The 25,108-nt window shown below is 73.4% G+C and carries 26 protein-coding genes and 2 pseudogenes; 13 read left to right on the top strand and 15 right to left on the bottom strand.

The window, feature by feature from the left end; all coding sequences use genetic code 11:
• From EAD98_RS31525 to groES, 3 genes and pseudogenes are all read right to left on the bottom strand, one after another.
• Positions 1-665 (bottom strand): annotated as a pseudogene (locus tag EAD98_RS31525) (molybdopterin-binding oxidoreductase); the annotation flags it as partial.
• A gap of 123 nt (positions 666-788) precedes the next feature.
• Entirely contained in the window at positions 789-2,426 is a 1,638-nt protein-coding gene (gene groL / locus EAD98_RS11240) for a chaperonin GroEL (RefSeq protein ID WP_121654000.1), read from the bottom strand.
• Positions 2,427-2,496: 70 nt separating this feature from the next.
• Positions 2,497-2,811 carry a co-chaperone GroES gene (gene groES / locus EAD98_RS11235; protein ID WP_084757526.1) on the bottom strand — a complete coding sequence of 105 codons (315 nt, stop codon included), beginning with the start codon at positions 2,809-2,811 and terminating at the stop codon, positions 2,497-2,499.
• A gap of 336 nt (positions 2,812-3,147) precedes the next feature.
• Between groES and EAD98_RS11230 the strand changes: the two genes are divergently transcribed.
• From EAD98_RS11230 to EAD98_RS11185, 10 genes are all read left to right on the top strand, one after another.
• Entirely contained in the window at positions 3,148-3,948 is an 801-nt protein-coding gene (locus EAD98_RS11230) for a helix-turn-helix transcriptional regulator (protein WP_158609787.1), read from the top strand.
• Positions 3,939-4,130 (top strand): DUF397 domain-containing protein, encoded by a 192-nt coding sequence (locus EAD98_RS11225; protein ID WP_121653998.1) that lies wholly within the window; start codon positions 3,939-3,941, stop codon positions 4,128-4,130. Before EAD98_RS11230 ends, EAD98_RS11225 begins: the two co-directional genes overlap by 10 nt.
• A gap of 115 nt (positions 4,131-4,245) precedes the next feature.
• Positions 4,246-5,403, top strand: a complete 1,158-nt coding sequence (locus EAD98_RS11220) for a methyltransferase domain-containing protein (RefSeq protein WP_121653997.1) — start codon at positions 4,246-4,248, stop codon at positions 5,401-5,403.
• Between the two features lie 10 nt (positions 5,404-5,413).
• Entirely contained in the window at positions 5,414-5,893 is a 480-nt protein-coding gene (ybaK, locus tag EAD98_RS11215; protein ID WP_121653996.1) for a Cys-tRNA(Pro) deacylase, read from the top strand.
• Between the two features lie 178 nt (positions 5,894-6,071).
• Complete coding sequence (locus EAD98_RS11210; RefSeq protein ID WP_121653995.1) at positions 6,072-7,166, top strand: sugar ABC transporter substrate-binding protein; 1,095 nt, start codon at positions 6,072-6,074, stop codon at positions 7,164-7,166.
• A 114-nt stretch (positions 7,167-7,280) separates the two neighbouring features.
• On the top strand, positions 7,281-8,099 hold the full coding sequence (locus EAD98_RS11205; protein WP_121653994.1) for an ATP-binding cassette domain-containing protein: 819 nt from the start codon (positions 7,281-7,283) through the stop codon (positions 8,097-8,099).
• Entirely contained in the window at positions 8,096-9,358 is a 1,263-nt protein-coding gene (locus tag EAD98_RS11200; protein ID WP_121653993.1) for a sugar ABC transporter permease, read from the top strand. Before EAD98_RS11205 ends, EAD98_RS11200 begins: the two co-directional genes overlap by 4 nt.
• Positions 9,359-9,378: 20 nt before the next feature.
• A complete protein-coding gene (locus EAD98_RS11195) occupies positions 9,379-10,560 on the top strand; it encodes an ROK family protein (RefSeq protein WP_121653992.1) in 1,182 nt (393 codons plus the stop codon).
• A 19-nt stretch (positions 10,561-10,579) separates the two neighbouring features.
• On the top strand, positions 10,580-10,885 hold the full coding sequence (locus tag EAD98_RS11190; protein ID WP_121653991.1) for a DUF1707 domain-containing protein: 306 nt from the start codon (positions 10,580-10,582) through the stop codon (positions 10,883-10,885).
• Positions 10,886-11,010: 125 nt separating this feature from the next.
• A complete protein-coding gene (locus EAD98_RS11185; protein WP_121653990.1) occupies positions 11,011-11,751 on the top strand; it encodes a DUF4142 domain-containing protein in 741 nt (246 codons plus the stop codon).
• A gap of 10 nt (positions 11,752-11,761) precedes the next feature.
• Here the strand turns inward: EAD98_RS11185 and EAD98_RS11180 are convergent, their stop codons facing one another.
• The 6 genes from EAD98_RS11180 to tsaB form a co-directional block, all read right to left on the bottom strand.
• Entirely contained in the window at positions 11,762-13,570 is a 1,809-nt protein-coding gene (locus EAD98_RS11180; RefSeq protein WP_121653989.1) for an ABC transporter ATP-binding protein, read from the bottom strand.
• Positions 13,570-15,270 carry an ABC transporter ATP-binding protein gene (locus tag EAD98_RS11175; protein WP_121653988.1) on the bottom strand — a complete coding sequence of 567 codons (1,701 nt, stop codon included), beginning with the start codon at positions 15,268-15,270 and terminating at the stop codon, positions 13,570-13,572. The genes EAD98_RS11180 and EAD98_RS11175 overlap by 1 nt, the downstream gene beginning before the upstream one ends.
• Positions 15,271-15,362: 92 nt before the next feature.
• Complete coding sequence (locus EAD98_RS11170) at positions 15,363-15,617, bottom strand: hypothetical protein (RefSeq protein ID WP_121653987.1); 255 nt, start codon at positions 15,615-15,617, stop codon at positions 15,363-15,365.
• A 14-nt stretch (positions 15,618-15,631) separates the two neighbouring features.
• Positions 15,632-16,678 (bottom strand): tRNA (adenosine(37)-N6)-threonylcarbamoyltransferase complex transferase subunit TsaD, encoded by a 1,047-nt coding sequence (gene tsaD / locus EAD98_RS11165; protein WP_121653986.1) that lies wholly within the window; start codon positions 16,676-16,678, stop codon positions 15,632-15,634.
• Complete coding sequence (gene rimI / locus EAD98_RS11160) at positions 16,671-17,150, bottom strand: ribosomal protein S18-alanine N-acetyltransferase (protein WP_121653985.1); 480 nt, start codon at positions 17,148-17,150, stop codon at positions 16,671-16,673. The genes tsaD and rimI overlap by 8 nt, the downstream gene beginning before the upstream one ends.
• Positions 17,147-17,824, bottom strand: a complete 678-nt coding sequence (tsaB, locus tag EAD98_RS11155) for a tRNA (adenosine(37)-N6)-threonylcarbamoyltransferase complex dimerization subunit type 1 TsaB (protein ID WP_121653984.1) — start codon at positions 17,822-17,824, stop codon at positions 17,147-17,149. The genes rimI and tsaB overlap by 4 nt, the downstream gene beginning before the upstream one ends.
• Before the next feature lie 265 nt (positions 17,825-18,089).
• On the opposite strand from tsaB, the gene EAD98_RS11150 reads away from it, so the two are divergent.
• The gene (locus EAD98_RS11150) at positions 18,090-18,803 is read left to right on the top strand and encodes a helix-turn-helix domain-containing protein (protein ID WP_121653983.1); all 714 of its coding nucleotides are present in this window, start codon (positions 18,090-18,092) and stop codon (positions 18,801-18,803) included.
• Positions 18,804-18,820: 17 nt separating this feature from the next.
• Here EAD98_RS11150 and ung read toward each other — a convergent pair whose 3' ends face one another.
• From ung to EAD98_RS11120, 6 genes are all read right to left on the bottom strand, one after another.
• Positions 18,821-19,522 carry a uracil-DNA glycosylase gene (gene ung, locus EAD98_RS11145; protein WP_121653982.1) on the bottom strand — a complete coding sequence of 234 codons (702 nt, stop codon included), beginning with the start codon at positions 19,520-19,522 and terminating at the stop codon, positions 18,821-18,823.
• A gap of 69 nt (positions 19,523-19,591) precedes the next feature.
• Positions 19,592-20,074: a tRNA (adenosine(37)-N6)-threonylcarbamoyltransferase complex ATPase subunit type 1 TsaE gene (gene tsaE, locus EAD98_RS11140; RefSeq protein WP_121653981.1), complete on the bottom strand. Its 483-nt coding sequence runs from the start codon at positions 20,072-20,074 to the stop codon at positions 19,592-19,594.
• Positions 20,071-21,177 (bottom strand): alpha/beta fold hydrolase, encoded by a 1,107-nt coding sequence (locus EAD98_RS11135; RefSeq protein ID WP_121653980.1) that lies wholly within the window; start codon positions 21,175-21,177, stop codon positions 20,071-20,073. The genes tsaE and EAD98_RS11135 overlap by 4 nt, the downstream gene beginning before the upstream one ends.
• Positions 21,174-22,292: an alanine racemase gene (alr, locus tag EAD98_RS11130; RefSeq protein WP_121653979.1), complete on the bottom strand. Its 1,119-nt coding sequence runs from the start codon at positions 22,290-22,292 to the stop codon at positions 21,174-21,176. The genes EAD98_RS11135 and alr overlap by 4 nt, the downstream gene beginning before the upstream one ends.
• An 88-nt stretch (positions 22,293-22,380) precedes the next feature.
• A complete protein-coding gene (locus tag EAD98_RS11125; RefSeq protein WP_121653978.1) occupies positions 22,381-23,850 on the bottom strand; it encodes an NAD(P)H-hydrate dehydratase in 1,470 nt (489 codons plus the stop codon).
• 53 nt (positions 23,851-23,903) lie between these two features.
• Positions 23,904-24,272 carry a holo-ACP synthase gene (locus EAD98_RS11120; protein WP_121653977.1) on the bottom strand — a complete coding sequence of 123 codons (369 nt, stop codon included), beginning with the start codon at positions 24,270-24,272 and terminating at the stop codon, positions 23,904-23,906.
• Positions 24,273-24,434: 162 nt separating this feature from the next.
• Between EAD98_RS11120 and EAD98_RS11115 the strand changes: the two genes are divergently transcribed.
• Together EAD98_RS11115 and EAD98_RS11110 are read left to right on the top strand one after the other, a co-directional pair.
• Positions 24,435-24,731 carry a hypothetical protein gene (locus EAD98_RS11115; protein WP_121653976.1) on the top strand — a complete coding sequence of 99 codons (297 nt, stop codon included), beginning with the start codon at positions 24,435-24,437 and terminating at the stop codon, positions 24,729-24,731.
• Positions 24,728-25,108, top strand: a pseudogene (locus tag EAD98_RS11110) (hypothetical protein); the annotation flags it as partial. The gene EAD98_RS11115 and the pseudogene EAD98_RS11110, both read left to right, overlap by 4 nt.

Raw genomic sequence — 25,108 nt, 5'->3', positions numbered from 1 at the left:
GGGTCGACCCCCTCGCCCGGTGCCCGCCCGACGGGCACCGACGGCGCGGCCGGGGTCACCGGGGCCGGCAGGCCGTCCGAGCCCACCGGCACCGCCGGACCGGGCGACACGGCAGCGGGCGGCGCGGTCGCATCGGACGGCACGGGCGGAGTAGGCGGCGCGGTCGCATCGGACGGCACCGCCCCAGCGGACGGCACGGGCGGAGTGGGCGGGGACCAGGGCCAGGGGTCCAGCTCCAGCGGGCCGGCGATGAACAGCCAGAGCACCAGGGCGCCGAGACCACCGCCGACCAGCGACGGCAGCGCGTCGGCGGCGTCCGCACCGGAGCGGGTCAGCGCGGCGGCCACACCGACGGCGGCGAACGCCGCGATCCCGGCCAGGCCGAGGGCCAACCGGCGCACCGCCAGCATCCCGAGCAGCGCGGCGAACGCGCCCAGCAGCAGCGCGGTGCCGACCAGCAGGGCGATCTTGTCGGCGGTGCCGAAGATGTCGATGGCGAGCTGCTTCAGCGACTCCGGGACGGCGTCGACGACCACCCCGCCGACCGCGACCAGCGGCGCCGACCGGGGCCCGGTCAGCACAGCCACCGGTTCCGCGATCCCGATCGCGACGGCGGCGGCGGTGACTCCGGCCAGCGCGGCGTACCGCCGCGACGTGGTGCTCATCGGCCCAGTGTGCGCGATCAACTCGGCGGGTCGCCAACCATGTCAGCCTGCGGTAATGATCTGGAGACGGACCGGGGCACACCGCCGTACGACGGTGTGCCCCGGAACGGTGTCGCTATCGGGTCAGAAGCCCGGGCCGTGCTGGTGGCCGTGGCCGTGGCCGCCACCGGCGGCGGCCGGCTCGGGCTGCTCCGGCTTCTCCACCACGAGGCTCTCCGTGGTGAGCAGCAGGCCGGCGATCGAGGCGGCGTTGGTGACCGCGTTGCGGGTCACCTTCACCGGGTCGATGATGCCGGCCTTGACCAGGTCGACGTACTCGCCCTGGGCGGCGTCGAGGCCGTTGCCCCACTTCAGGTCGGCGACCTTCTGGGTCACGACGTAGCCGTCGTGGCCGGCGTTCTGCGCGATCCAGCGCAGCGGCTCGATCAGCGACTTGCGCACGATCGAGACGCCGACCTTCTCGTCACCGGTGAAGCCCAGGTCGTCGTCGAGCACCGGGAGGATCTGCACCAGGGCGGCGCCGCCGCCGGGCACGGTGCCCTCCTCGACCGCAGCCTTGGTCGCCGCGATGGCGTCCTCGATGCGGTGCTTGCGCTCCTTCATCTCGACCTCGGTCGCCGCGCCCACCTTGATCACGGCGATGCCGCCGGAGAGCTTCGCCAGCCGCTCGGCCAGCTTCTCCCGGTCCCAGTCGGAGTCGGAGGCCTCGATCTCCTTGCGGATCTGAGCCACCCGGTCGGCGACGTCGGCCTTCTGGCCGCCACCGTCGACGATCGTGGTGTTCTCCTTGTCGACCACGACGCGCCGGGCGGTGCCGAGCACCTCCAGGCCGACCTGGTCGAGCTTGTAGCCCAGCTCCGGGGCGACCAGCTCGGCGCCGGTGGAGATCGCGATGTCCTGGAGCATCGCCTTGCGGCGGTCGCCGAAGCCCGGGGCCTTCACCGCGCAGACCTTGAGGGTCTTGCGCAGCGAGTTGACCACCAGGGTGGAGAGCGCCTGGCCGTCCACGTCCTCGGCGATGATCAGCAGCGGCTTGCTGTTCTGCAGGACCTTCTCCAGCAGCGGCAGTAGCTCCTCGATCGCCGAGATCTTCTGGGTGGTGACCAGGATGTACGCGTCCTCAAGGACGGACTCCTGACCCTCCAGGTCGGTGATGAAGTTCGGCGAGATGAAGCCCTTGTCGAACTGGAGACCCTCGGTCACGTCCAGCTCGGTGGTGAGCGCGGAGCCCTCCTCGACGGTGATGACACCGTCGCGGCCGACCCGCTCCATCGCCTCGGCGATCAGCTCGCCGATGGTGGAGTCCTGCGCGGAGATCGTCGCCACGTTCGCGATCGACTCCTTGCCGGTGACCTCCGCGGCGCGGCCGAGCAGCGCCTCGGAGATCTTGGTGGCCGCCGCGTCGATGCCCCGCTTGAGCCCGGCGGGGTTGGTCCCGGCGGTCACGTTGCGCAGGCCCTCGCGGACCATGGCCTGGGCCAGCACGGTCGCGGTGGTGGTCCCGTCGCCGGCGACGTCGTTGGTCTTGGTCGCCACCTCCTTGACCAGCTGCGCGCCGAGGTTCTCGTAGGGGTTGGTGAGCTCGATCTCCTTGGCGATGGTCACACCATCGTTGGTGATCGTCGGCGCACCGAATTTCTTGTCCAGGACGACGTTGCGCCCGCGCGGGCCGAGGGTGACCTTGACCGCGTCCGCGAGGGCGTTGACACCGTGCTCCAGCAGGTGCCGGGCGTCGTCCGAGAAGCTCAGGATCTTCGCCATGAATGTCCCTTCGAAGCGCCACTGCCCCGGCCCGGCGAGCCGGACCGGGGCAATGGCACTGATCGGTTGCTTACTTCTCGATGACCGCGAGGACGTCGCGGGCGGAGAGCACCAGGTACTCCTCGCCGGCGTACTTGACCTCGGTGCCGCCGTACTTCGAGTAGAGAACGGTGTCGCCGACCTTGACGTCGAGCGGCACACGGTTGCCGTTGTCGTCGATCCGGCCCGGGCCGACAGCGAGGACAGTGCCCTCCTGCGGCTTCTCCTTGGCGGTGTCGGGGATCACGATGCCCGACGCCGTGGTGGTCTCAGCCTCGTTCGCCTGGACCACGATCCGGTCCTCGAGCGGCTTGATCGCAACCTTGGTCGCGGTAGTCACGGGCATACCCTCCTGGGGTACTGGTTTCGTTGCTGACCGGCGGGGCCGGCCAGCGTCAATCTGCCACATGCCACCGGGCGGGACCGTCGTCGCGGGTGCCGGTCCGCCTGGCGTTTCGCACCCGGGTCGCGAGACCCGGAGGCTGGCACCCTCAGGGTGAGAGTGCTAATCGCAGGTTATTCCGTGGCTAGCACTCCGTCAAGGAGAGTGCCAACGCGCCGTCCGTCGTGTCGCCACAGTTCCGCCAGTCGTTACCGCAACACGCCGGGAGCGCCTCGCCCCACCGTGGCCATCTCCCTACCGTCGGTTGCCACCCACCTGACACCGACGAAGGGGAGCCGAGTGTCCCGGATACCGACACTGACGTTCCTGCACGAACAGCTACGCCGGGCACGCCAGGCGCGCGGGCTCAGCCAGGAGGAGCTGGGCAAGCTGATCAACTACTCATCGTCGTACGTGAGCGCGGTCGAGACCGGGCAGAGCCCGGTCAAGCCGGACTACGTCGGCCGCATCGACTCGACCCTGGACACCGGCGGCCTCTTCGTCGGCATGCTGGAGCTGATCCGCTTCCATGCCGCGCCGGACTGGTTCCGCCCGTGGGACGAGAACGAGCGGGAGGCGGTGGCGCTGCGCTGGTACGACCCGACGGTGATCCCCGGCCTGCTCCAGACCGAGGGGTACGCGCGGGCGATGCTCGGCGTGGGCGGCGAGCTGACCGCCGACGAGGTGGAGACCCGGGTGGTGGCCCGGCTCGCCCGGCAGTCCCTGCTGACGGCCGAGCCGCGTCCGCACCTCGTCGCGGTGCTGGAGGAGCACACGCTGCGCCGGCAACTCGGCGACCGGGAGATCATGCGCGAGCAGCTAGAGCATTTGCTCGCCGTGGGCACCGAGCCGAACGTGCAGGTCCGGGTCGTGCCGGCCGACGCTCTCTGGCATGCCGGGCTCGCCGGCCCGTTCATCGTGGCCCGGCTTCAGACCGGGGCCGAGCTGGCCCACCTGGACAACCAGCTCCGGGGGCAGACCGTGGACAGCCCGAACGACGTTGCCGCCCTGGAGCGACGCTGGGAGACTGTGACCGGCGAGGCGCTGCCATGCCGGCAGTCCGCCCGGCTGATCGAGGAAGTGGTGCAGACATGGACCTGACCCACGCCACCTGGCGCAAGGCCTCCCGCAGCAACCAAAACGGCGGCGCCTGCGTCGAGGTCGCCGACAACCTGCCCGGCGTGGTCGCCGTGCGGGACAGCAAGGACCCGACCGGCCCGGCGCTCATCTTCACCCCGACGACCTGGCGGGCGTTCGTGGCCGCCACCCGCACCCCGCGCTGACCTCGGGGCTCCGGCCGGCGATCCGGCCCGGGCTCCAGCTCGGCGAGGTGACGGCACCACGCCGCCCCGTCCCCCGGCCTCGGTCACCTGACATGCGGGCCGGGAGAATGGGCGGGTGGATCTCGACCAGTTGGCTGCCCTGCGTACCCCCGAGGGGTCGGCCGCGCTCACGGCGGCGGCCGGGCTGGCCGGCGGCGACCCCTTGGCCGCGGCGGCACTGACCCAGGCGGAGCTGCGCCACCGGGCGGTCGGCAAGTTCGGCCCGGCCGCCGCCGGGATGTTCCTCACCCGCGCCGGGTTGGAGCAGGCCACCCGCCGGGTGGTCGCCGACCGCCGGGCCGCCCGGCTGCGCGACGCCGGCGTGCGCACCCTGGCCGACCTCGGTTGCGGTCTCGGCGCCGACGCGCTCGCCGCGGCCCGCGCCGGCATCCGGGTGTACGGGGTGGAGGCCGACCCGGTGACCGCCGCGATGGCCGCCGCCAACGCGGCGGCGGCCGGGCTGGCCGAGCTGTTCACGGTCGAGTGCGGTGACGCCACCACGTTCGACGTCTCCCGGGTCGACGGGGTCTTCTGCGATCCGGCCCGGCGGCGGGCCGGCACCGGGCGGCGGATCTTCGACCCGCGCGCCTACTCGCCGCCGTGGGACTTCGTCACCGGGCTCGCCGAGCGGGTGCCACGCACGGTCGTGAAGGTGGCGCCGGGTTTGGATCACGCGCTCATCCCGGCCGGCGCGGAGGCCGAGTGGGTCGGCGTGGACGGCGACCTGGTCGAGGCCGCGCTCTGGTGCGGCGACCTGGCGGAGGTGCCCCGCCGGGCCACGCTCTACCGGCAGGGTGCGGGCGGCGACGAGGCCCGCCGCCACCAGCTCACCGGCTCGGGGGCCGCGGAGGCTCCGGTCGGGCCGGCGCGCCGCTACCTGTACGACCCGGACCCGGCGGTGGTCCGCGCGCACCTCGTCGCCGAGCTGGCCGGCGAGTTGGGGGCGACCCTCGCCGACCCGAGCATCGCCTACCTCTACGCCGACCGTCCGACCCGCACGCCGTACGCGCGCTGCCTGGAGGTGACCGACGTGCTGCCGTTCTCGCTCAAGCGCCTGCGGACCCTCCTGCGGGACCGCCGGGTGGGTCGGGTGGAGATCCTCAAGCGGGGTTCCGCGCTCACTCCGGAGCAGCTCCGGCGGGACCTGCGGCTGACCGGTGACGCGGCGGCGAGCCTGGTGCTCACCCGGGTCGCCGGGGCGCCGACGGTGCTGATCTGCCAGCCGGTCGACTAGGTTCGTCGACGTGGCGGGACAGGGCACTCCGGCGACAGCGCTGCTGGCCAAGCACGGGATCGCGCACCGCACCCACCCGTACCGGGTGGCGCCGGACGCGCCGAACTACGGCGCGCTGGTGGCGGCGGCGCTCGGCGTACCCCCGGAGCGGGTGTTCAAGTCGCTGGTGACCGAGGTCGACGGCGCGCTCACCGTGGCGGTCGTTCCGGTCACCGGTGAGCTCGACCTCAAGGCGCTCGCGGCGGCGGTCGGCGGCAAGCGGGCGGCGCTGGCCGAGCGGGCGGTCGCCGAGCGGGCGACCGGCTACGTGCGGGGCGGGATCAGCCCGCTCGGGCAGCGCCGGCGACTGCCCACGGTGCTGGACGCCTCCGCGCTGGACCTGCCGACGATCTATGTCTCCGCCGGCCGGCGCGGCCTGCAACTCGAACTGGCCGCGGCGGATCTGGTGGCGCTGACCGAGGCGCGCACGGCGGCGTTGCAGACCCGCTGACGGCTGCCCTCCATGGTCAACTCCCCTGGATGACCGGGGAGTGACGGTGGCGTTGCTGAATTGTTATCGCTCCCAACAAACTTGACGCCCCGCCGGTCTTGTGGGCCGCGCGCGAGGCGCAATACGTTGCCGGGCACAACAAAAGAACACCTTCCCCCACCCCGAAAGGACCCTGCACATGCGTAAGGGGCTCCTCACCATCGCCGTCGTGGGCCTGCTCACGACCGGCAGCATGACCGCCTGCGGCGACGACGCCGGCGACGACCAGGCCAGCTCCGCCAAGACCCCCAAAATCGGCGTGATCCTCCCCGACAGCAAGTCCTCCGCCCGCTGGGAGAGCGCGGACCGACGGTTCCTCGAAGAGGCGTTCAAGGCCGCCGGCGTCAAGTACGACATCCAGAACGCCCAGAACGACAAGACCGCCTTCCAGACCATCGCCGACCAGATGATCACCAGCGGCGTCACCGCCCTGATGATCGTCAACCTGGACTCCGGCACCGGCAAGGCCGTGCTCGACAAGGCCAAGTCGCAGGGCGTCGCCACCATCGACTACGACCGGCTCACCCTGGGCGGCTCGGCCCAGTACTACGTCAGCTTCGACAACGAGACCGTGGGCAAGCTCCAGGGCGAGGGCCTGGTCAAGTGCCTGACCGACCAGGGCGCCAAGAACCCGGTCGTGGCGTACCTCAACGGCTCCCCCACCGACAACAACGCCACCCTGTTCAAGAACGGCTACGACTCGGTGCTCAAGCCGAAGTTCGACGCCAAGGAATACACCAAGGGCCCCGAGGACGCCGTGCCGGCCTGGGACAACGCGCAGGCCGCGACGATCTTCGAGCAGCAGCTCACCAAGGCCAGCGGCAAGATCGACGGTGTGCTGGCCGCCAACGACGGCCTCGGCAACGCGGCCATCTCGGTCCTGAAGAAGAACAAGCTCAACGGCAAGGTGCCGGTGACCGGGCAGGACGCCACCCCGGAAGGCCTCCAGAACATCCTCGTCGGAGACCAGTGCATGACCGTCTACAAGGCGGTCCGGGAAGAGGCCAAGGCCGCCTCCGACCTGGCCATCGCGCTCGCCAAGGGCGAGAAGAAGGACACCGGCCAGACGGTGAAGGACCCGGAGGGCGGCCGGGACGTCCCCTCGGTGCTGCTCACCCCGAAGGCCATCTACAAGGAGAACGTCAAGGACGTCATCGCCGACGGCTACGTGACCAAGGAAGAGGTCTGCACCGGGGCGTACGCCAAGCTCTGCGCCGACGCCGGCATCAGCTGACCGACGCCGCAGTACCCGCCGGGACGACCCTCGCCGCCCGGCACGGGAGCACCCTCCCGTGCCGGGCGGCGCCCGCCGGACGGCCCCCGACCCTCCCTTGAGAAGGAGACCCCCGTGTCCACGACCCCCCTGCTGGAACTACGCGGGATCGACAAGAGCTTCGGTCCCGTCCAGGTGCTCCGCGACGTCGCCTTCACCGTCCATCCCGGCGAGGTGACCGCGCTGGTCGGTGACAACGGCGCCGGCAAGTCGACCCTGGTGAAATGCATCAGCGGCATCCACCCCACCGACGCCGGCGAGTTCCTGTTCAACGGCGAGCCGGTCCACATCGGCAACCCCCGCGACGCCGCCGCGCTCGGCATCGAGGTCGTCTACCAGGACCTCGCGCTCTGCGACAACCTCGACATCGTGCAGAACATGTTCCTCGGCAGGGAGCGGCGCAGCGGCATCATCCTGGACGAGCCGACCATGGAACAGCTCGCCGCCGAGACGCTGGCCGGGCTCTCCATCCGCACCGTCACCTCACTGCGCCAGCACGTCTCCAGCCTCTCCGGCGGTCAGCGCCAGACCGTGGCCATCGCCAAGGCGGTGCTGTGGAACAGCCGGCTGGTCATCCTGGACGAGCCGACCGCGGCGCTCGGCGTGGCACAGACCGCCCAGGTGCTCGAACTGGTCCGCCGGCTCGCCGACAACGGCCTGGCCGTGGTGCTCATCTCGCACAACATGAACGACGTCTTCGCCGTCTCCGACCGGATCGCCGCGCTGTACCTCGGCCAGATGGTCGCCCAGGTGAAGACCACCGACATCACCCATGCCCAGGTGGTCGAACTGATCACCGCCGGGCGCTCGGGCGGGCTCGGCCTCGCCACCGACCCGGGCAGCAACGGCGACGGCGCGCAGCCGGCCGACTCGATCTCAGGAGGCCACCGATGACCACCACCGCCGTGCGGAAGGACGGCCCCGCGGCCGTCACACCACCGCCGACCGTCGGCGGACACGTCCGCACCTACTGGAGCCGGGTACGCGGCGGCGACGTCGGCGCGCTGCCGGCGGTGCTCGGCCTGATCGTGCTCTGCACCGTCTTCGCGATCATGCGGCCGTCGTCGTTCCTGTCGGCCGGCAACTTCGCCAACCTCTTCACCCAGGGCGCCGCGGTCACGCTGATCGCGATGGGCCTGGTCTTCGTGCTGCTGCTCGGCGAGATCGACCTCTCCGCCGGCTTCGCCAGCGGCGTCTGCGCGGCGGTGCTGGCCAACGTGGTCACCGTGCTGGGCTACCCCTGGTGGGTCGCCGTGCTCGCCGCGGTCGCCACCGGTGTGGTCATCGGCACCAGCCTCGGCCTGCTGGTCGCCAAGATCGGCATTCCGTCCTTCGTGGTCACCCTCGCCGCCTTCCTCGCCTTCCAGGGCATCGTGCTGCTGCTCGTGAAGGAGGGCACCAACATCTCCGTCCGCGACGAGGTGCTGGTCGCCATCGCCAACCGCAACCTCGCCCCCACCCTGGGCTGGGTGCTGGCCGTCCTCGCGGTCGTCGGCTACGCGGCGGTGCAACTCCTGCGCCACCGCAACCGGGTGGCCCGCGGCCTGATAACCGATCCGATCGCGGTGGTGGCGCTGCGGATCGCAGGGCTCGCCGTCATCCTCGGTACGGCCGTGTACATCCTCAACCTGGAGCGCAGCCGCAACGTGCTGATCGTCTCGCTCAAGGGCGTGCCGATCGTGGTGCCGGTCATCGCGGCGCTGCTGATCATCTGGACCTTCGTGCTCCAGCGCACCAGCTACGGCCGGCACATCTACGCCGTGGGCGGCAACCGGGAGGCGGCCCGTCGCGCCGGCATCGAAGTGGACCGCATCCGCATCTCGGTCTTCGTGATCTGCTCCTCGATGGCCGCCATCGGTGGCATCGTGGCTGCCAGCCGAGCCAACTCCGTCGACCCGAACACCGGGGGCAGTAACGTACTGCTCTACGCGGTCGGCGCCGCAGTGATCGGCGGCACCAGCCTCTTCGGCGGCAAGGGCCGCGTCCTCGACGCCGTGCTCGGCGGCGCGGTGGTCGCGGTCATCGAAAACGGGATGGGCCTGATGGGATACAGCGCGGGAATCAAGTACGTGGTCACCGGCGTCGTCCTGCTGCTCGCCGCCAGCGTCGACGCGCTCTCCCGACGCCGCGCGGCAGCCACCGGCACCCGCTGACCGCGGGAGGTAGCACCGCGATGCGCCCGGCACCAAGCCAGGACGAGGTAAGACGGCAGAACCTCGGGGCACTGCTGCGGCACGTGCACGTCCACGGGGCGACCACACGTGCCGAACTCACCACCACGCTGGGCCTCAACCGCAGCACCATCGGCGCGCTGACCGCCGACCTGTCCGCGGTGGGACTGGTCAGCGAAGGTGCGCCGAAGGAGACCGGCCGGGCCGGACGGCCATCACTGGTCGTCCGGCCCGAATCGGCCCGGGTCTACGCGTACGCGTACTCCGTCGAGGTGGACCGGCTGCGCGCCGCCCGCGTCGGCCTGGGCGGCGCGGTGCTGGACCGCCGGGAACTGGACCGACCGCGCGGCCTGCTCGCCGCCGAGGCCGCGCCGCTGCTGGCCGGCGCGGTCAAGGAGATGCAGCAGGCGGTGCCCGGCGACGCGATCTGCGTGGGCGCCGGCGTCGCCGTCTGCGGCATGGTCCGCCGCGACGACGGCCTGGTCCGGCTCGGCCCGACCACCGGCTGGGTGGACGAACCGATCGGCGCGGCCCTCGGCGCCGAACTGGGCATCGACGTGCCGATCACGGTGGGCAACGTGGCCGACGTGGCCGCGTTCGCCGAGCACGCGCGAGGTGTCGCCGCCGGCTGCGACAACGTCATCTACCTGTACGGCGACGTCGGCGTGGGCGCCGGCATCATCGCCGGCGGGCGTCGGCTCACCGGGCACGGCGGGTACGGCGGCGAGGTCGGCCACATGAAGGTGGTCCGCGACGGCATGCCCTGCGAGTGCGGCTCCCGGGGCTGCTGGGAGACCGAGATCGGCGAGCACGGGCTGCTCCGTGCGGCCGGCCGCTCCGACGCCCGCGGCCGGGACGCGTTGCTGGCCGTCTTCGACGCCGCCGACCGGGGTGACGCCCGGGCCCAGACGGCGGTTCGCCAGGCCGGCGACTGGCTCGGCTTCGGGGTGGCCAACCTGGTCAACGTCTTCAACCCCGAGATGGTCATCTTCGGCGGCACCATGCGCGACCTCTACCTCGCCGCGGCGGCCCAGATCCGCAGCCGGCTCAACTCCAACGCGCTCGGCGCCTGCCTGGAGCACGTCCGGCTGCGCACCCCCAAACTGGGCGAGGACGCGCCCCTGATCGGCGCCGCCGAGCTGGCCTTCGAACGGCTGCTCGCCGACCCCCTCGACGTGGGCTGATCCGCGTACCCTGTCCGACGTGGATGTCGAGCTGCGCGCCTCCGACGACGACCGCAACCGGGTGGTCGCCGAGCTGCACCGGCACACCACCGCGGGCCGGCTCACCCTCGACGAGTTCTCCGACCGGGTGGGCGCGGTGTGGAGCACCCGCACCCTCGGAGACCTGGCCGCCCTGACCCGCGACCTGCCGGCCCTGCCCGACCCGGCCGCCGACGCCTCGGCCGGCGGCGATCCCGGGCACGGCCGCCGGGAACTGCTGGTGCTCTTCGCCGTCGCCGCGCTCACCCTGCTGCTGCTCGGCGGCTTCCTCGCCGCCACCCGCTGATCCGCGCCGGCAACCGGTGAACTGATCGGGCGGTCAGTCCGTATCAGTGGACGGACGGGCAGCCGGCGACACACGGCTGCCCGGTCCAGACGCGTTTCGGTCCGGACCGAGGAGGCACCGCAGACATGGCACCGCTCAGATCCGCCCGTCGCCGGCTGGGCAACCGGACCCACCGGGCGGCGATGCTGCTCATCGCCGTCATCGCGGGGGTCGGTGTCCTGCCCGGCGTGGCCGTCGCCGCGCCCGCCGGCGGGCAGCAGCTCAACGCCGCCGACATGACCCTGCTCAACGGTGTGCGGCTGGCCGGCTTGTGGGAGATGCCGGCCGGTCAGATGGCCGCCGAGAAGGGACAGTCGGCCAAGGTCCGGGAGATCGGCGCGGGCATCGCCAACGAGCACCAGAAGCTCGACCAGCTCGTCGTGGACGCCGCCAACAAGCTGGGTGCGGCCATCCCGTCCGAGCCGACCGCCGAGCAGAAGGGCTGGCTGTCGGAGATGCAGAAGGCCTCCGGCGCCCGGTTCGACCAGATCTTCGTCACCCGGCTCCGGGTGGCCCACGGCAAGATCTTCCCGGTGATAGGCGCGGTGCGGGCGAGCACCCGGGACGCCACCGTCCGCAAGCTCTGCGACGACGCCAACGGCTTCGTGATGCACCACATGCAGATGCTGGAGAGCACCAACCTGGTGCGCTGGCCGGAGCTGCCGCCCGCGGCGCTGCCCGCCCCCGGCAACGACGGGCTGCTGGCCGCCGCCGCCGCGAACACCGGCCCGCAGGTCGGGGTCAGCAGCACCGTCGTCTGGCTGGTCTTCCTCGCCGCGCTGGGCACCGGCGGGATCGCCACCTACCGGATGCTGCGCCGCACCTGACCGTCGGCGGTCACCCCGCTGGTGGCGACCGGTCGCCGGGCTCGTCGCTGTGGTGCCAGGAGCGCCACAGCGCCGCGTACGAGCCACCGGCCGCCACCAGCTCGTCGTGCGGGCCCAGCTCGGTGATCCGGCCGTCCTCCACCACCGCCACCCGGTCGGCGTCGTGCGCCGAGAAGAGCCGGTGCGCGATGGCGATGACGGTACGGCCGGCCAGCACGGCCGCCAGGGAACGTTCCAGCTCCCGGGCGGCACGCGGGTCGATCAGCGAGGTCGCCTCGTCCAGGACCAGGGTGTGCGGATCGGCCAGCACCAGCCGGGCCAGCGCCACCTGCTGCGACTGCGCCGGGGAGAGCGGGTGGCCACCCGCGCCGACCACGGTGTCCAGCCCGTCGGGCAGCGCCTCCGCCCAGTCCAGGGCGGCGACCGCGGCGAGCGCCGCCCGCACCCGCGCCGGCTCGGCGCCCGGCCGGACCATGGCCACGTTCTCCCGCAGCGAGCCGATGAAGACGTGGTGCTCCTGAGTGACCAGGGCGACGTGCGAGCGCAGCTCGCCCAGCGGCAGCTCCTCCAGCCGCCGGCCGTCCACGGTCACCGAGCCGCTGCGCGGGGCGTGCACCCCGGCCAGCAGCCGCCCCAGGGTGGACTTGCCGGCGCCGGAAGGCCCCACCATGGCCAGCTTCTCCCCCGGCCGCGGGACCAGGGTCACCCCGTGCAGCACGTCCCGCCCCGCCCGGTACGCGTACCGGACATCGCGGGCGGCGAGCTGCTCCGCGCCCCCGTCGACGGAGGCGGCAGGGGCCGGCGCGGTGCCGGCGGGCCGCGCGTCGGCGGCGGGGCTGTCGCCGGTGCGGGCCACCCCCAGCAGGCGGGCCATCGAGGCGCCGCCCACCTGAAGTTCGTCCAGCCAGGACAGCAGCCGGTCGACCGGGTCCACCAGCTGCTGCACGTAGAGGGTCGCCGCGGTGACCTGACCGAGGCTGACCCAGCCCCGCAGGTAGAACCAGCCGCCGATCAGCAGCGTGGCCACCACCGGCACCACGTACCCGATCTCGGCCACCGGGAAGAAGACGGTCCGCAGGTTGAGGGTGTACCGCTCCGCCGCGTACGAGCGACGGATGTCCACGTCGGTGCGGGCCCGCCGGCGCGCCTGCTGCCGCAACGCCTCAGTGGTCCGCGAGCCCTCGACGGTCTCGCTGATCCCGTCGGTGATGTCCGAGTAGGCGGCGTTCTCCCGCAGGTAGCCGGCGGGGGCGCGGCGCAGGTACCAGCGGGTGCCCGCCCAGAGCATCGGCACCGCCAGCAGGCAGGGCACCGCCAGCAGCGGGCCGATCAACAGCAGCGCGCCGAGAATGAACCCGGTGGTGACCACCGCGATCAGCGTCTCGGGCACCGCCAGGCGGACGGTCCGCGACAGCGCGGAGACGTCCCGGGAGGTGCGGGTGAGCAGGTCCCCGGTGCCGGCCCGCTCGACGGTGGCCAGCGGCAGGTCGAGGATCCGGTCCACGAACTCCTCACGCAGCTCGGCGAGGACCCGCTCACCGAGCCGCGCCGAGGCCAGGTGGGCGAACCGGACCAGCACCGACTGGGCCAGCACGAAACCGCCGATGAGCAGCGCGATCCGGTCCACGGTGGACTCACCGACGCCCCGGGAGATGCCCTCCACGAGGTCGCCGAGCAGCCGCGGCGCGGCCAACCCGGCGGCAGCGGCCAGCGCGTGCAGGCCGAGCGCGGCGGCCAGCGCGCGTGGATGCCGGCGGACCAGCGTGCGCGCGTACCGGCGGACCTGCCGCGCGTCGGCGACCGGCAGTGCGGTGGCCATCAGTCCTCCTCCCGGCTGACCGTCGCCCGGTAGCGCGGCTCACCGTCCAGCAGTTCGGCGTGCGTCCCCTCGGCCACCACCTTGCCGTCCTCCACGAAGATCACTCGGTCGGCTCGGCTGAGCACCAGCGGGCTGGTGGTGCAGACCAGGGTGGTCCGGCCGGCACGCGCGTCACCCAACCGCAGCGCGATCCGGGCCTCGGTGTGGGCGTCGACCGCGCTGGTCGGCTCGACCAGCAGCAACGTCTCCGGATCGGCGACCAGCGCGCGGGCCAACCGCAACCGCTGCCGCTGCCCGCCGGAGAACTCCCGGCCGCGTTCGGCCACCGGGCTGTCCAGCCCGTCGGGCAGCGCCTCGACGATGTCCGTCGCGCTCGCCGCGACCAGCGCCGCGGCGAGTGCCGCGTCGTCGCCCCGGTCGCGCGGGTCCAGCTCCGTGCGGAGCCGGCCGGTGAACAGATGTGCGTCGTTGTCGGCCACCAGGATCCGCGCGCGCACCGCCGCCAGCGCCAGCGACCGCAGCGGTACGCCGTGCAGCGTGGCATTCGAGTCGGTGTACCGGCCGAGCCGGTCCACGATGGCGGCCGCGTCCTCGGGGGCGGTGGCGGCCAGCGCGGTGAACCGGCCGGGAAGCACCACCACCCCGGAGTCGGGGTCGGCCAGCTCCCCCGGACCGTCCGGCAGCGCCACCGGCTGCGCCGGATCGACCAGTTCCGGGTCAAGTCGCAGCAGCCGGACCACCCGGCGGGCGGACACGTGCCCACGGGTCAGTTTGTCGACCGCCTCGGTGAGGTTGCGCAGCGGGTTGACCAGGAACGCCGTGTAGCCGTAGAAGGCGACCAGTTGCCCGGCGCTGATCTGGTCGCGCAACGCGAACCGGGCGCCCAGCCAGGTCACCAGCACCAGGAACGCGCCCGGCAGCAGCACCTGCGCCGCCTCCAGCAGCGACTCGACCCGGGCCACCCGCAGGCCACGCGTACGCAGCTCCTGCGACCGCGCCCGGTAGCGGGCGGAGAGCACCGGTTCGCCCCCGACTCCGCGCAGCACCCGCAGCCCGGAGACGATGTCGCCGGCCCGGGTGGTGAGCGCTCCCTCCGCGTCCCGGTACGCCTGCTGCTGGCGGTGCAGCGGCCGGATGAGCAGCGCCACCACCGCCATCAGCAGCGGTACGCCGAGCACCACGACCAGCCCGAGCGGCACCGAGGCGTTCAGCAGGATCACCGCGACGGTGGCGATCGCGACCAGCGCACCGGTGCCGCGGGCGGTGATGTCGATGGCGTTCCCGATCTGGCCGATGTCGGCGGTGCCGATGCTCACCACCTCGCCGGCGGCGACCCGGCGGGGCAGCGCGGCGCCGAGCCGGTTCGCCGCCTCCACCGTCAACTGCACCGTCCGGTACGCCCCGGCCAGAAAGTTGTGCACGGCGCAGCGGTGCCGCAGGATCCCGGCTGCCGCCTGGAGCACGCCCAGCCCGAGCAGCACCACACCCCAGGTGAGCAGGGCGTCCTCGTCGCGGCGTGCCAACCCGTCGACGGCCCGGCCGACGGCGGCCGGCATCAGCGCCTGCGCCACCATCCACACCACGCCGAGCGCGATGCCGGCGGTGAACAGCCGCTTGTGCCGGCCCGCCAACCAGATCAGGTAGCGGGTCGCCGACCGGGTATCGGGTACGCCGGTTTCGCCGGCCGGTGAGAAGCGCATAGCGGCTCGACGCTAGGCGGCGACCCTGGTCCGGGCGAATCAATTACCGCCCGAAGGTGCCGCAGCTCACCACGGAGAGCGGGTCGGCGGGGTCAGCGGTCGACCTGGGTGAAGTCCCAGGAGTGCGGGGCGCGGGCCACCAGCAGCGCGGGCGGCTCGGGCAACGGGCGCGGGTTGCTGCGCCACTTGGAGATGACCACGACCCGGTGGTCGGTGGACGAGAAGACCTCGCTGGACACGTGCAGCGGGTCGTGCTCCACCTCGGGCAGGGCGGTGTCGCACACCCAGGTGATCAGGTCCGCGACGCCGTACGCCTCGGCGCGCGCCTCCCACATCCGCACGATCATGTCCGTCGCCCCCGTCAGACGCTGACCGTGGTCAACGGCAGCGCCGAGTCGGCCGGCAGGTCCAGCCGGCTGGGCGCGACCCCGGCGGCGACCAGGTGCGATCCGAGCGCGGCGACCATCGCCCCGTTGTCGGTGCAGAGCTTCGGCCGGGGGACCCGGACCCGGATGCCGTACTTCTCGGCCCGCTGCTCGGCCAACGCGCGCAGCCGCGAGTTCGCCGCCACGCCGCCGCCGATCACCATGGTCTCGATGCCGTTCGCCCGGCAGGCGGCGAGCGCCTTGGTGGTCAGCACGTCACAGACCGCCTCCTGGAAGGACGCGGCGACGTCGGCCACCGGCACGGGCTCGCCGGCGCGCTGGCGCGCCTCCACCCAGCGGGCCACCGCCGTCTTCAGTCCGGAGAACGAGAAGTCGTACCGGTGCGCGGCGAGGTCCTTGGCGGCGGTCAGGCCGCGCGGGAAGGCGATCGCGGCGGCGTCGCCGGCCCGGGCTTCGCGGTCGATGGGCGGGCCGCCCGGGAACGGCAGTCCGAGCAGCCGGGCGACCTTGTCGAACGCCTCGCCGGCCGCGTCGTCGATGGTGGCGCCGAGCGGGGTGACGCCCCGGGCCAGGTCGTCGATCAGCAGAAGGGAGGAGTGCCCGCCGGACACCAGCAGCGCGATGGCGGGCTCGGGCAGCGGGCCGTGTTCGAGGGTGTCCACGGCGACGTGCGCCGCCAGGTGGTTGACGCCGTACACCGGTTTCTCCGCGGCGAGCGCGTACCCCTTGGCGGCGGCGACGCCGACCAGCAGCGCGCCCGCCAGCCCGGGGCCGGAGGTGACCGCGATCGCGTCGATGTCGGCCAGGGTGACGCCCGCGTCGCGCAGCGCCCGGTCCATGGTCGGCACGATGGCCTCGAGGTGGGCCCGGCTGGCCACCTCGGGCACCACGCCCCCGAACCGGGCGTGCTCCTCGACGCTGGAGGCGAGCGCGTCGGCCAGCAGGGTGTGTCCCCGCACGATGCCGACGCCGGTTTCGTCGCAGGAGGTTTCGATGCCCAGGATCAGCGGTTCGTCAGCCATGGTCGTGTGGTCCGTCCCCGGTCGGCTCGGCGACGCGCTGCATGACCAGCGCGTCGGTGTTGCTCGGTTGGTAGTAGCCGCGTCGCACCCCGATCGGCTCGAACCCGTACGTCGCGTAGAGCCGCTGGGCGGGGGCGTTGTCCACGGCGACCTCCAGCAGGGTGCTGCGGGCGCCGACCCGGGCCGCCTCGGCGAGCAGCTCCTCCAGCAGGGCACGGCCGACGCCGCGCCGCTGCGCGTCACGGCGGACCGCGATGTTCTGCACCCACACCTCGTCCGGCGGAGCCCCGGCGAGCCCGGCGTAGCCCAGCACCGTGCCGTCGTCGTCGGTGGCGACCCGGTAGTGGTGCCCGTTGGCCAGCTCGTTCCAGAACATCGCCGGCGACCACTGCTCGGCGCCGAAGAGGTCTGCCTCGATCGGCAACACCTGGTCGATGTGCCACCAGCGGAACCGGTCCAGCCGCACGCTCATGGGAGGACCGGTTTGCGGCCGGTCGCCACCACGGCGTCCGGCCGGCGCAGGTAGAGCGGGGTGAGCCGTTCACCGGGCGCGCCGGCCCGGATCCGCTCGCCGGCGAGCAGTGCCAGCACGCCGGCGTCGGGGTAGCGCGGCTCGACCCGGACCGGCAGGCCCAGGGTCTCGGCGTACCGGTGGGCACCGTCGCCGACCGCGACCGTCGCTCCCAGTTCCCGGGCGCGGGCGGCGGCCACGGGGGGCGTGGACACCTCGGGCCCGACGATCCGCTGACCGGTGCCGTCGTAGACGGCCCAGTAGAGCTCCTTGCGGCGAGCGTCACTGGCGGCCAGCACCGGCTCGCCGGCCGCCGCCGGGTAGCCGATGCCGTCCAGCGAGCAGACGCCGTAGGTTGGGATGCCGAGCACCTGGCCCATTGTGGCGGCGGTGACCAGGCCCACCCGCAGCCCGGTGAACGGCCCCGGCCCGAGCCCGGCGACGATGGCGCCCAGGTCCTGCGGACGCGCGTCGACATCGGCGAGGACCGCGTCGACCTGAGGGGCCAGCAGTTCGCCGTGCGCGCGGGCGTCGACCGTGCACCGGTGCGCCCGGGACGCCACACCGTCCGCCGAGACCTCCACCAGCGCGGCGGTCACCGCGGGGGTCGAGCTGTCCACCACGAGTACGAGCACGGTTAGCCAGCCTAGCCGCCCCAGCCCGGCCCATCACCCGGTGGCCCCGGCGAATGCGCGGGGCTTGGGTTGGGGGGTCGGTCACCCTCATGAGCGTGATACCTCTCAGGCATATTTATGCCTCACAGGTATCAGGCTCATCAGAGCGAGGCCCGCCGCCCCGAGGCACGTCGTCCTCCCGGGATCGGCTCCCCACTGGCGCCCCGTGAGTCGACAAATTGCCTCACCGGTATCGCCGCCGCTTCGTCTGATCCACGATGCCGGGATGTCCTCCACTCGCCTCGTCCCCCTCCTCGGCGCTGTCGTGCGACAGCAACGGCACCTGCGCGAGCTGAACCAGCGGGAGCTGGCCGGCCTGGCCGGGGTCAGCCAGGCGGCCGTCGCCCGGATCGAGCGCGGGGATCGGTCGCCCAGTATCCCGCTGCTGGAGCGGCTGCTCGCCGCGATGGACGTGCAGTTGGTCGTCGGGGTCGAGCCTCTGGACGCACACCTCGACGCCCGGATCGACGACCTGGCCGCCCGGCCGATCGCCGAGCGGATCGACGAGCTGGGACTGCACCGGATGCTGGACCGGCTCGCCGACTTCCCGCAGGTGATCACCGGAAGCACGGCGGCGCTGTTGCAGGGCGCGCCGGTGCCGGTCGAGGCGCTGGAGATCGCCGTGCGTTGGCAGGACTCGAAACGGTTCACCCGCTGGCTGGAGGAGGCCTACGGCCAGCGGTGGAATGCCCGCTGGGGTGAGTTCGGCGGGGTCTGGTTGGAGCCCGAGGAGCAGGGCGAGCACCTCTGGACGACCCGGTACGGCGAGATCAGGGCCACGATGTGCGACGAACTGCCCGAAACGATCGAGGTGCGCCACGGTGCCCGGAGTTACCGTGTCGTGCCGCTGGTCGATCTGGAGCTGACCGAGCCGCGGGCGGCCGACCTGCTGCGCCGTCACCGCGCCCGGCAGGCCGCCAGCGGGAAGCGACGGTCCTGACCCGTCGGCGGACCGGGTCAGCCGGCGGTGCGCTCCCAGTCGATGGTGGGCAGGCCGGCATCGGCGAGCGCCTTGTTGGCCGCGCTGAACGGCCGGCTGCCGAGGAAGCCACGCGGGTTCATCGGGCTGGGGTGGCCGGCCTCCAGCACCACGTGCTGCGGGTTGGTGACCAGGGCGGCCTTCTTACGGGCGTACCCGCCCCAGAGCAGGAAGACCACCCGGTCCGGTGACGCGTCCAGCGCCCGGATCGTGGCGTCGGTGAACTCTTCCCAACCGGAGTTGGCGTGCGAGCCCGGGGTGGCCTGACGGACCGTCAGCACCGCGTTGAGCAGCAGCACACCCTGCGCGGCCCAGCCGTCGAGGTTGCCGCTGCGCGGCTTGGGCACGCCGAGGTCCTCGCCCAGCTCCTTGAACACGTTGCGCAGCGACGGCGGCACCGCCACCCCGTCCCGGACGCTGAAGCTCAGCCCGTGTGCCTGCCCGGCCCGGTGGTACGGGTCCTGCCCGAGGATCAGCACCCGGGTGCTCTGCGGCGGGCAGAGCCGGTATGCGGAGAACAGGTCCGCCAGGGGTGGGAAGACGGTCTGCGTCTCGTACTCCCTGGCGACGAACTCGGCCAACGCGGCGGTGCGGGCCGGATCCAGATGGGGGGTGAGCACGGCACGCCACTGCTCCGGCAGCAGGGCCAGCAGATCCAGGGCGGGGGCGTCGTCGGCCATCAGGAACCTTTCACAGCGCGGGTCGGTCCCCCGCACTCTAGGCACCGGGTACGACAGCGACCCGGCGGCCTATGCCAACTCGGCGAGCCGCCGGGCCCAGTCTCCACCGACCGGATCAAGCTCGACGATCCGGGTGTCGTCGTCGCGGCGGTCGATGCGGACCCGCAGGTGTGCGTCCACCAACTGCTCCACCAGGCCCTCGCCCCACTCCACCACGGTCACCGACTCGTCCACCGAGGCGTCCAGGTCCAGGTCGTCGATCTCGGCGCGCGGGTCCGTGGCGTCACCCAGCCGGTACGCGTCGGCGTGCACCAGCGCCACCCGACCGCCCCGGGCCGGGTCGGGCCGATGCACCCGGGCGATCACGAACGTGGGCGAGGTGATGTCCCCGAGCACACCGAGGCCTGCCCCGATGCCCTGGGTGAGGGCGGTCTTGCCGGCACCCAGCGGCCCGGTCAACAGCACCAGGTCACCGGCGCGCAGCAGCCCGGCCAACCGGCGGCCGAACTCCCGGGTGTCCTCGACGGCGGGCAGCTTGACGACGTGACTCACCGTTCCTCCACGCTCTCCAGCGACTCGAGGAACCGCGCCAGCGCGGCGTTGACCTCGTCCGCGTGCTCCAACATCACCACGTGCCCGCTGTCCTCGATCTTCACGAACTCGGCGTGCGGCAACCGCCGGACGATCTCCTCCGAGTGGGTCACCGGAGTGATCATGTCCTTGTCGCCGACCACCACCAGCACCGGCGTGTCGGCCAACGCCGCGAGCGCCGGGAAGCGCGAGTGGGTGGCCAGGGTCCGCAGGTAGCGGGTCACCGTGTCGGCCGACGTCCGCGAGTTCATCGTCTCCACGTAGGACACCAGCGCCGGGCTGGGCTTACGGGTGCCGAAGCCGTACTTGCGGGTGAGGAGCCAGGCCACGTTCGAGGTCGACTTGCGGGCCTTGTCGATCACCGGCCCGCCGTACCGGGTTGCGTTGCTGACCATGAACAGCACCGGGCCGCCGACCCGGCCGAGCAGGGCCGGCGCGACCAGCTTGGTCTCCGCGATCAGCCCGCCCGAGGTGGCCATCAGCACGGTGCCCACCACCCGGTTGCCGAACAGCTCCGGGAACAACTCGGCGAACGCCATGATGGTCATCCCACCCATCGAGTGGCCGACCAGCACCAACGGCCCCTCGGGCGTGGTCCGGTCGATCACCCGGCGCAGCGTCTGGCCGAGTGTGGCGAGGTCGTACTCGCCGGTCTCCAGCCGGCCGGACCGGCCGTGACCGGGCTGGTCGTACGTCACGATCCGGTAGTCGCCGCGCGCGGCGAGCATCTGGCGCTGGAAGTGGAACGTGCCCATGTCCAGGCAGAAGCCGTGCACCAGCACCACCGTCGGGTGCCCGGGCACCGGCCGGGTCGGCTCGATCACCTCGACGTGGATGTCGGTGCCGTCCGGCAGCTCCAACCGGAACGCGTCGTCGTACCGCTGCTCGCCGAACGTCTCGTGCGCGTAGCGGTCGGTCGGGTCGGCCTTGAGCCGGCGGACCAGTGTGCGCTCGGTCGCGACGCCGGCCGCCAGGCCGGCCGCGGCCACGCCGACCGCGGCGCCGACCAGCCCGGCGACCCGGCCGGCCGCGGTCCGCGGTCGCGGGATGCGGTACGGACTCATGCCCGCTCACCGTCGTAGACCCGGGGCACGCGCGTGCCGCCGAACCGGGTGACGATCTCGTAGTTGATCGTGCCGACGGCCTCGGCCCAGTCGTCGGCGGTCGGCTCGCCGTCGGCGCCACTGCCGAACAGCGTCGCGATGTCGCCGTCGGCCACCGGGTCGTCGCCACAGTCGAGCACGAACTGGTCCATGCAGACCCGCCCGGAGATGGTCCGCCGCGCGCCGGCGAGCTGCACCGGCCCGCTGTTGGACGCGTGCCGGGGCACGCCGTCGGCGTATCCGAGCGGCACCACGGCCAGGTTCGCGTCGTTCGCCGTGGTGTAGGTGTGCCCGTAGGAGACGCCGGTGCCGGACGGCACCCGCTTGGTGAGCATCACGCGGGCCCGCGCGGTCATCGCAGGCCGCAGCCCGTACGTCTCGCCGGCCACCGGGGAGAGCCCGTAGACGGACAGCCCGGGACGGACCAGGTCGAAGTGGGTGTCGGGGCGGGTCAGGGTGGCCGCCGAGTTGGCGAGGTGCCGCCAGCGCGGCCGCAGCCCGGCCCGCTCGACCATGGCCAGCCCCTCGTGGAAGACGGCCAGCTGACGATCGGTGGTGGGGTGGCCGGGCATGTCCGCGTACACGAAGTGGCTCCACACGCCGACCACCTCGATCAGGCCGTCCGCCTGCGCCTTCGCGGCGGCGTCCAGCAGGGCCGGCCAGTCGGCGACGGTCGCTCCACCCCGCGACAACCCGGTGTCGATCTTCAGGTGCAGTCGGGCGGGACGCTCGGCGAGCCGGCTCGCCTCGATCATCTCGTCGAGCTGCGGCAGGCTGGCCGCACCCAGGTCCACGCCGGCGCGGACGCCCTCGTGCAGCGGCAGACCGGGTGCGAGCAGCCAGGCCAGCACCGGCACGGTGATACCGGCCCGGCGCAGGGTGAGCGCCTCGTCGAGGGTGCAGACACCGAGCCAGTCCGCCCCGGCGTCGATTGCCGCACGGGCAGCCGGAATCATGCCGTGGCCGTACCCGTCGGCCTTCACCACCGCCATCAGCTCGGCGGTGGTGCCGGACCGGAGTCGGCTCACGTTCTCACGGATCGCGTCAAGATCGACGCGTACCTCGGCCTGCCACATACGCCCAGCCTACTTTCCGCCGTGATCACCGTGGGCGGCGACGCACGTGCCTGCCGCCGACCCGGCCATCCCGTCCGCAGCGACGCGATCAGCCCAGCCGGGCGAGAACCGGACGCAGCGCGGTGGCCACGTCGGGCGCGGTCACCGGCCCGCCGCGGGCCGCCTCCCGGCCGGCCAGGCCATGCAGGTACGCGGCCGAGGCCGCCGCCCGGTCCGCCGGCACACCGGCCGCCAGCAGCGAGCCGAGCAGTCCGGCCAGCACGTCACCGGTGCCACCGGTGGCCAGCGCGGGGGTGCCGGTGGGGTTGACGTACGCCCGACCGTCCGGCGTGCCGATCACCGTGCGGTCCCCCTTGAGCAGCACCACCGCGTTCATCCAGGCGGCCAGCCGCAGCGCGGAGGCGACCCGGTCCGCGCCCGGCTCCTCCCCGCAGAGCCGGGTGAACTCCCGGTCGTGCGGGGTCACGACGATCGGCGCGTCCCGGCCGCGCAGCCGGTCCGCGAGCGAGCCGTCGACCAGCAGGGTCAGCGCGTCGGCGTCGAGCACCACCGGCACCGGCGCGGCCAGCACGGCGCGCAGCTCGGCCGCCGCGTCCTCGCCCGTGCCCAGCCCGGAGCCGCAGATCCAGGCCTGCACCCGGCCCGCGTCGGCGACCCGGTCGCTGGCGATCACCGAGGGGTGCTGGTGCAGCACCTCGGCCCGGGCGCCGCCGGCGTAGCGGACCATGCCGGTCGGCCCGGCCAGCGCCCCGCCGACGGAGAGCACCGCCGCGCCCGGGTACGTCGCCGAGCCGGTCGCCACACCGACCACGCCCCGGCTGTACTTCTCCGACGCCGGGCCCAGCGTCGGCCACCAGTCGACCAGGTCGGCCCACTCGGTCACCCTCAGCGCGGGGGTGCCCCGCAGCCACGGCCGCAGCCCGATGTCGACCAGCTCCACCTGACCGGCCAACGGGGCCGCCGGCCCGACCACCAGGGCGGGCTTCAGCGCGCCGAAGGTCACCGTCACGTCGGCGCGGACCGCGGTGGGCCGACCGGACGCGGACAGCGGCACATGCCCGGTGTCCACCGCCACCCCGCTCGGCACGTCCACCGCCAGCACCGTGGCGCGGCCGCCGTCCCGCCCGCGCAGCTCACCGAGGCGCTGGACCACCTCGTCCGCGTTCGCCCGCAGCCCGCCGGTGCCACCGATGCCGACGATGCCGTCCAGGACCAGGTCGACCGGGCCGGTCGGGCGGTCCACCAGCCGGCCGCCGGCGGCCCGCAGCGCGGTCAGCCCAGCGGCGTGCGCCCGCCCGGGGGTGAGCAGCAGGGCGGACACGGTGACGCCCCGGCGGGCCAGCCGCTCCCCCGCGTACAGGGCGTCGCCGCCGTTGTCGCCGGAACCGACCAGCAGCAGCACCCGCCCGCCGTACACCCCGCCCCGCTCCGCGAGCAGCAGCGCCGCCCGGCGGGCCAGCCCGGCGGCGGCCCGCTGCATCAGCGTGCCCTCCGGCAGCGTGCCCATCAGCCCCGCCTCGGCCGCCCGTACGTCGGCCACCCGCCACACCGATCTCATGCCACCGTCCCATTCCGCTCGCGGGCGGGCCGGAACTGCCCACCCAGCCGACGTCACCGTTCCGCGATCACCATCGCCGACGCGATCCCGCCGTCGTGCGACAGCGAGACATGCCATCGACTGACCCCACGCTCCACGGCCGCCGCCGCCACCGTGCCGGAGACCGCCAGCCAGGGGCGGCCGTCGGGGTCGGGCACGATCTCGCAGTCGTGCCAGCTCAGCCCGGCCGGCGCGCCGAGCGCCTTGGCGACGGCCTCCTTGGCGGCGAAGCGGGCGGCGAGCGACTCCGGCGAGCGCGGGTTGCCGGAGCGGGTGTACCGCTCGGCCTCGGTGAAGAGCCGGTCGGCGAGCAGCGGCGTCCGCGCCAGGGACCGGGCGAACCGGTCGACCAGGACGACGTCGATGCCGACAGCGACGATCACCAACTCACCCTACCGGCGGCGAAGGCGGCAGATTAGCCGTCGGCCCGGCCGTGGGCAACGCCTGTGGACGGCCGCCGGCGGCTGTCCACAGGGCACTCCGGGGTGTTCGTGCCCCGCCTACCGTCGATACGTCGATGCCGGGGCGCACGCGGGGGTGTGGGGATGACAGAGGAGCCGTTGACGGTCCGACCGGAGCTGTTGCGGGGGGTGGCCCGGGCGCTGGACGACGACGCGTACCGGCTGGCGCATGGGCTGGTCGGGGTGCCCGGGCTGGTGGTGTCGGCACCCGACTGGCCGGCCGGCACGGCGCTGGTGGGGCTGGAGTCGGCGGTGCACGTCTGGCTGGGCCGGCTCGGCGGCCTCGTGGCGGTGACGGGCGGGGCGGTCCGGACGGCGGTGGAGTCCTACCGGGCGGTGGACGACCGGGCCGCCCGCCGGCTCGCCGCGCTACCCCGGTGACCGCGCCGACCCGCCCGCGCGTGGTCGCCGGGCCGGCAGGCGCCGAGACGCAGTGGGTCGGCCCGCCGCCGCCCGCGATCGGCTACGCGCAGCCCTGGGCGGCCGACCCGGGGGCGTGGCAGGCCGCGGGAGCCGCGTGGGCCGGGCTGCCCGCGCTGGTCGAGAGGCGGGCCGGTGAGCTGAGCACGGACGCCAGGGCCCTGCGAGTCGCCTGGTCGGGCCGGGCCGCGACGGCGGCCGACGGGCGGCTCGCGGGGCTCCGCGGCGAGCTGACCTCGATCGCACCCGCGCTGATTGAGGCCGATCATGTGCTCGCCGAGTTCGCCGGTCGGCTCGCGGTGGCGAAGGGCCGGCTGGCCGCGGCGGTGTCGCTGGCG

Origin of the sequence: Micromonospora sp. CV4 (genome assembly GCF_003667455.1) — a bacterium.
Taxonomy (GTDB): domain Bacteria; phylum Actinomycetota; class Actinomycetes; order Mycobacteriales; family Micromonosporaceae; genus Micromonospora.
This window is presented reverse-complemented; position numbering and strand designations above follow the sequence as displayed.

What these genes read in the sequence shown, in the direction of transcription:
- groL (WP_121654000.1), bottom strand. Translation starts at nt 2,426, where the DNA reads ATGGCGAAGATCCTGAGCTTCTCGGACGACGCCCGGCACCTGCTGGAG.
- groES (WP_084757526.1), bottom strand. Translation starts at nt 2,811, where the DNA reads ATGCCCGTGACTACCGCGACCAAGGTTGCGATCAAGCCGCTCGAGGAC.
- EAD98_RS11225 (WP_121653998.1), top strand. Translation starts at nt 3,939, where the DNA reads ATGGACCTGACCCACGCCACCTGGCGCAAGGCCTCCCGCAGCAACCAA.
- EAD98_RS11210 (WP_121653995.1), top strand. Translation starts at nt 6,072, where the DNA reads ATGCGTAAGGGGCTCCTCACCATCGCCGTCGTGGGCCTGCTCACGACC.
- EAD98_RS11200 (WP_121653993.1), top strand. Translation starts at nt 8,096, where the DNA reads ATGACCACCACCGCCGTGCGGAAGGACGGCCCCGCGGCCGTCACACCA.
- EAD98_RS11195 (WP_121653992.1), top strand. Translation starts at nt 9,379, where the DNA reads ATGCGCCCGGCACCAAGCCAGGACGAGGTAAGACGGCAGAACCTCGGG.
- EAD98_RS11185 (WP_121653990.1), top strand. Translation starts at nt 11,011, where the DNA reads ATGGCACCGCTCAGATCCGCCCGTCGCCGGCTGGGCAACCGGACCCAC.
- EAD98_RS11180 (WP_121653989.1), bottom strand. Translation starts at nt 13,570, where the DNA reads ATGGCCACCGCACTGCCGGTCGCCGACGCGCGGCAGGTCCGCCGGTAC.
- EAD98_RS11175 (WP_121653988.1), bottom strand. Translation starts at nt 15,270, where the DNA reads ATGCGCTTCTCACCGGCCGGCGAAACCGGCGTACCCGATACCCGGTCG.
- EAD98_RS11170 (WP_121653987.1), bottom strand. Translation starts at nt 15,617, where the DNA reads ATGATCGTGCGGATGTGGGAGGCGCGCGCCGAGGCGTACGGCGTCGCG.
- tsaD (WP_121653986.1), bottom strand. Translation starts at nt 16,678, where the DNA reads ATGGCTGACGAACCGCTGATCCTGGGCATCGAAACCTCCTGCGACGAA.
- rimI (WP_121653985.1), bottom strand. Translation starts at nt 17,150, where the DNA reads ATGAGCGTGCGGCTGGACCGGTTCCGCTGGTGGCACATCGACCAGGTG.
- EAD98_RS11150 (WP_121653983.1), top strand. Translation starts at nt 18,090, where the DNA reads ATGTCCTCCACTCGCCTCGTCCCCCTCCTCGGCGCTGTCGTGCGACAG.
- ung (WP_121653982.1), bottom strand. Translation starts at nt 19,522, where the DNA reads ATGGCCGACGACGCCCCCGCCCTGGATCTGCTGGCCCTGCTGCCGGAG.
- EAD98_RS11135 (WP_121653980.1), bottom strand. Translation starts at nt 21,177, where the DNA reads ATGAGTCCGTACCGCATCCCGCGACCGCGGACCGCGGCCGGCCGGGTC.
- alr (WP_121653979.1), bottom strand. Translation starts at nt 22,292, where the DNA reads ATGTGGCAGGCCGAGGTACGCGTCGATCTTGACGCGATCCGTGAGAAC.
- EAD98_RS11125 (WP_121653978.1), bottom strand. Translation starts at nt 23,850, where the DNA reads ATGAGATCGGTGTGGCGGGTGGCCGACGTACGGGCGGCCGAGGCGGGG.
- EAD98_RS11115 (WP_121653976.1), top strand. Translation starts at nt 24,435, where the DNA reads ATGACAGAGGAGCCGTTGACGGTCCGACCGGAGCTGTTGCGGGGGGTG.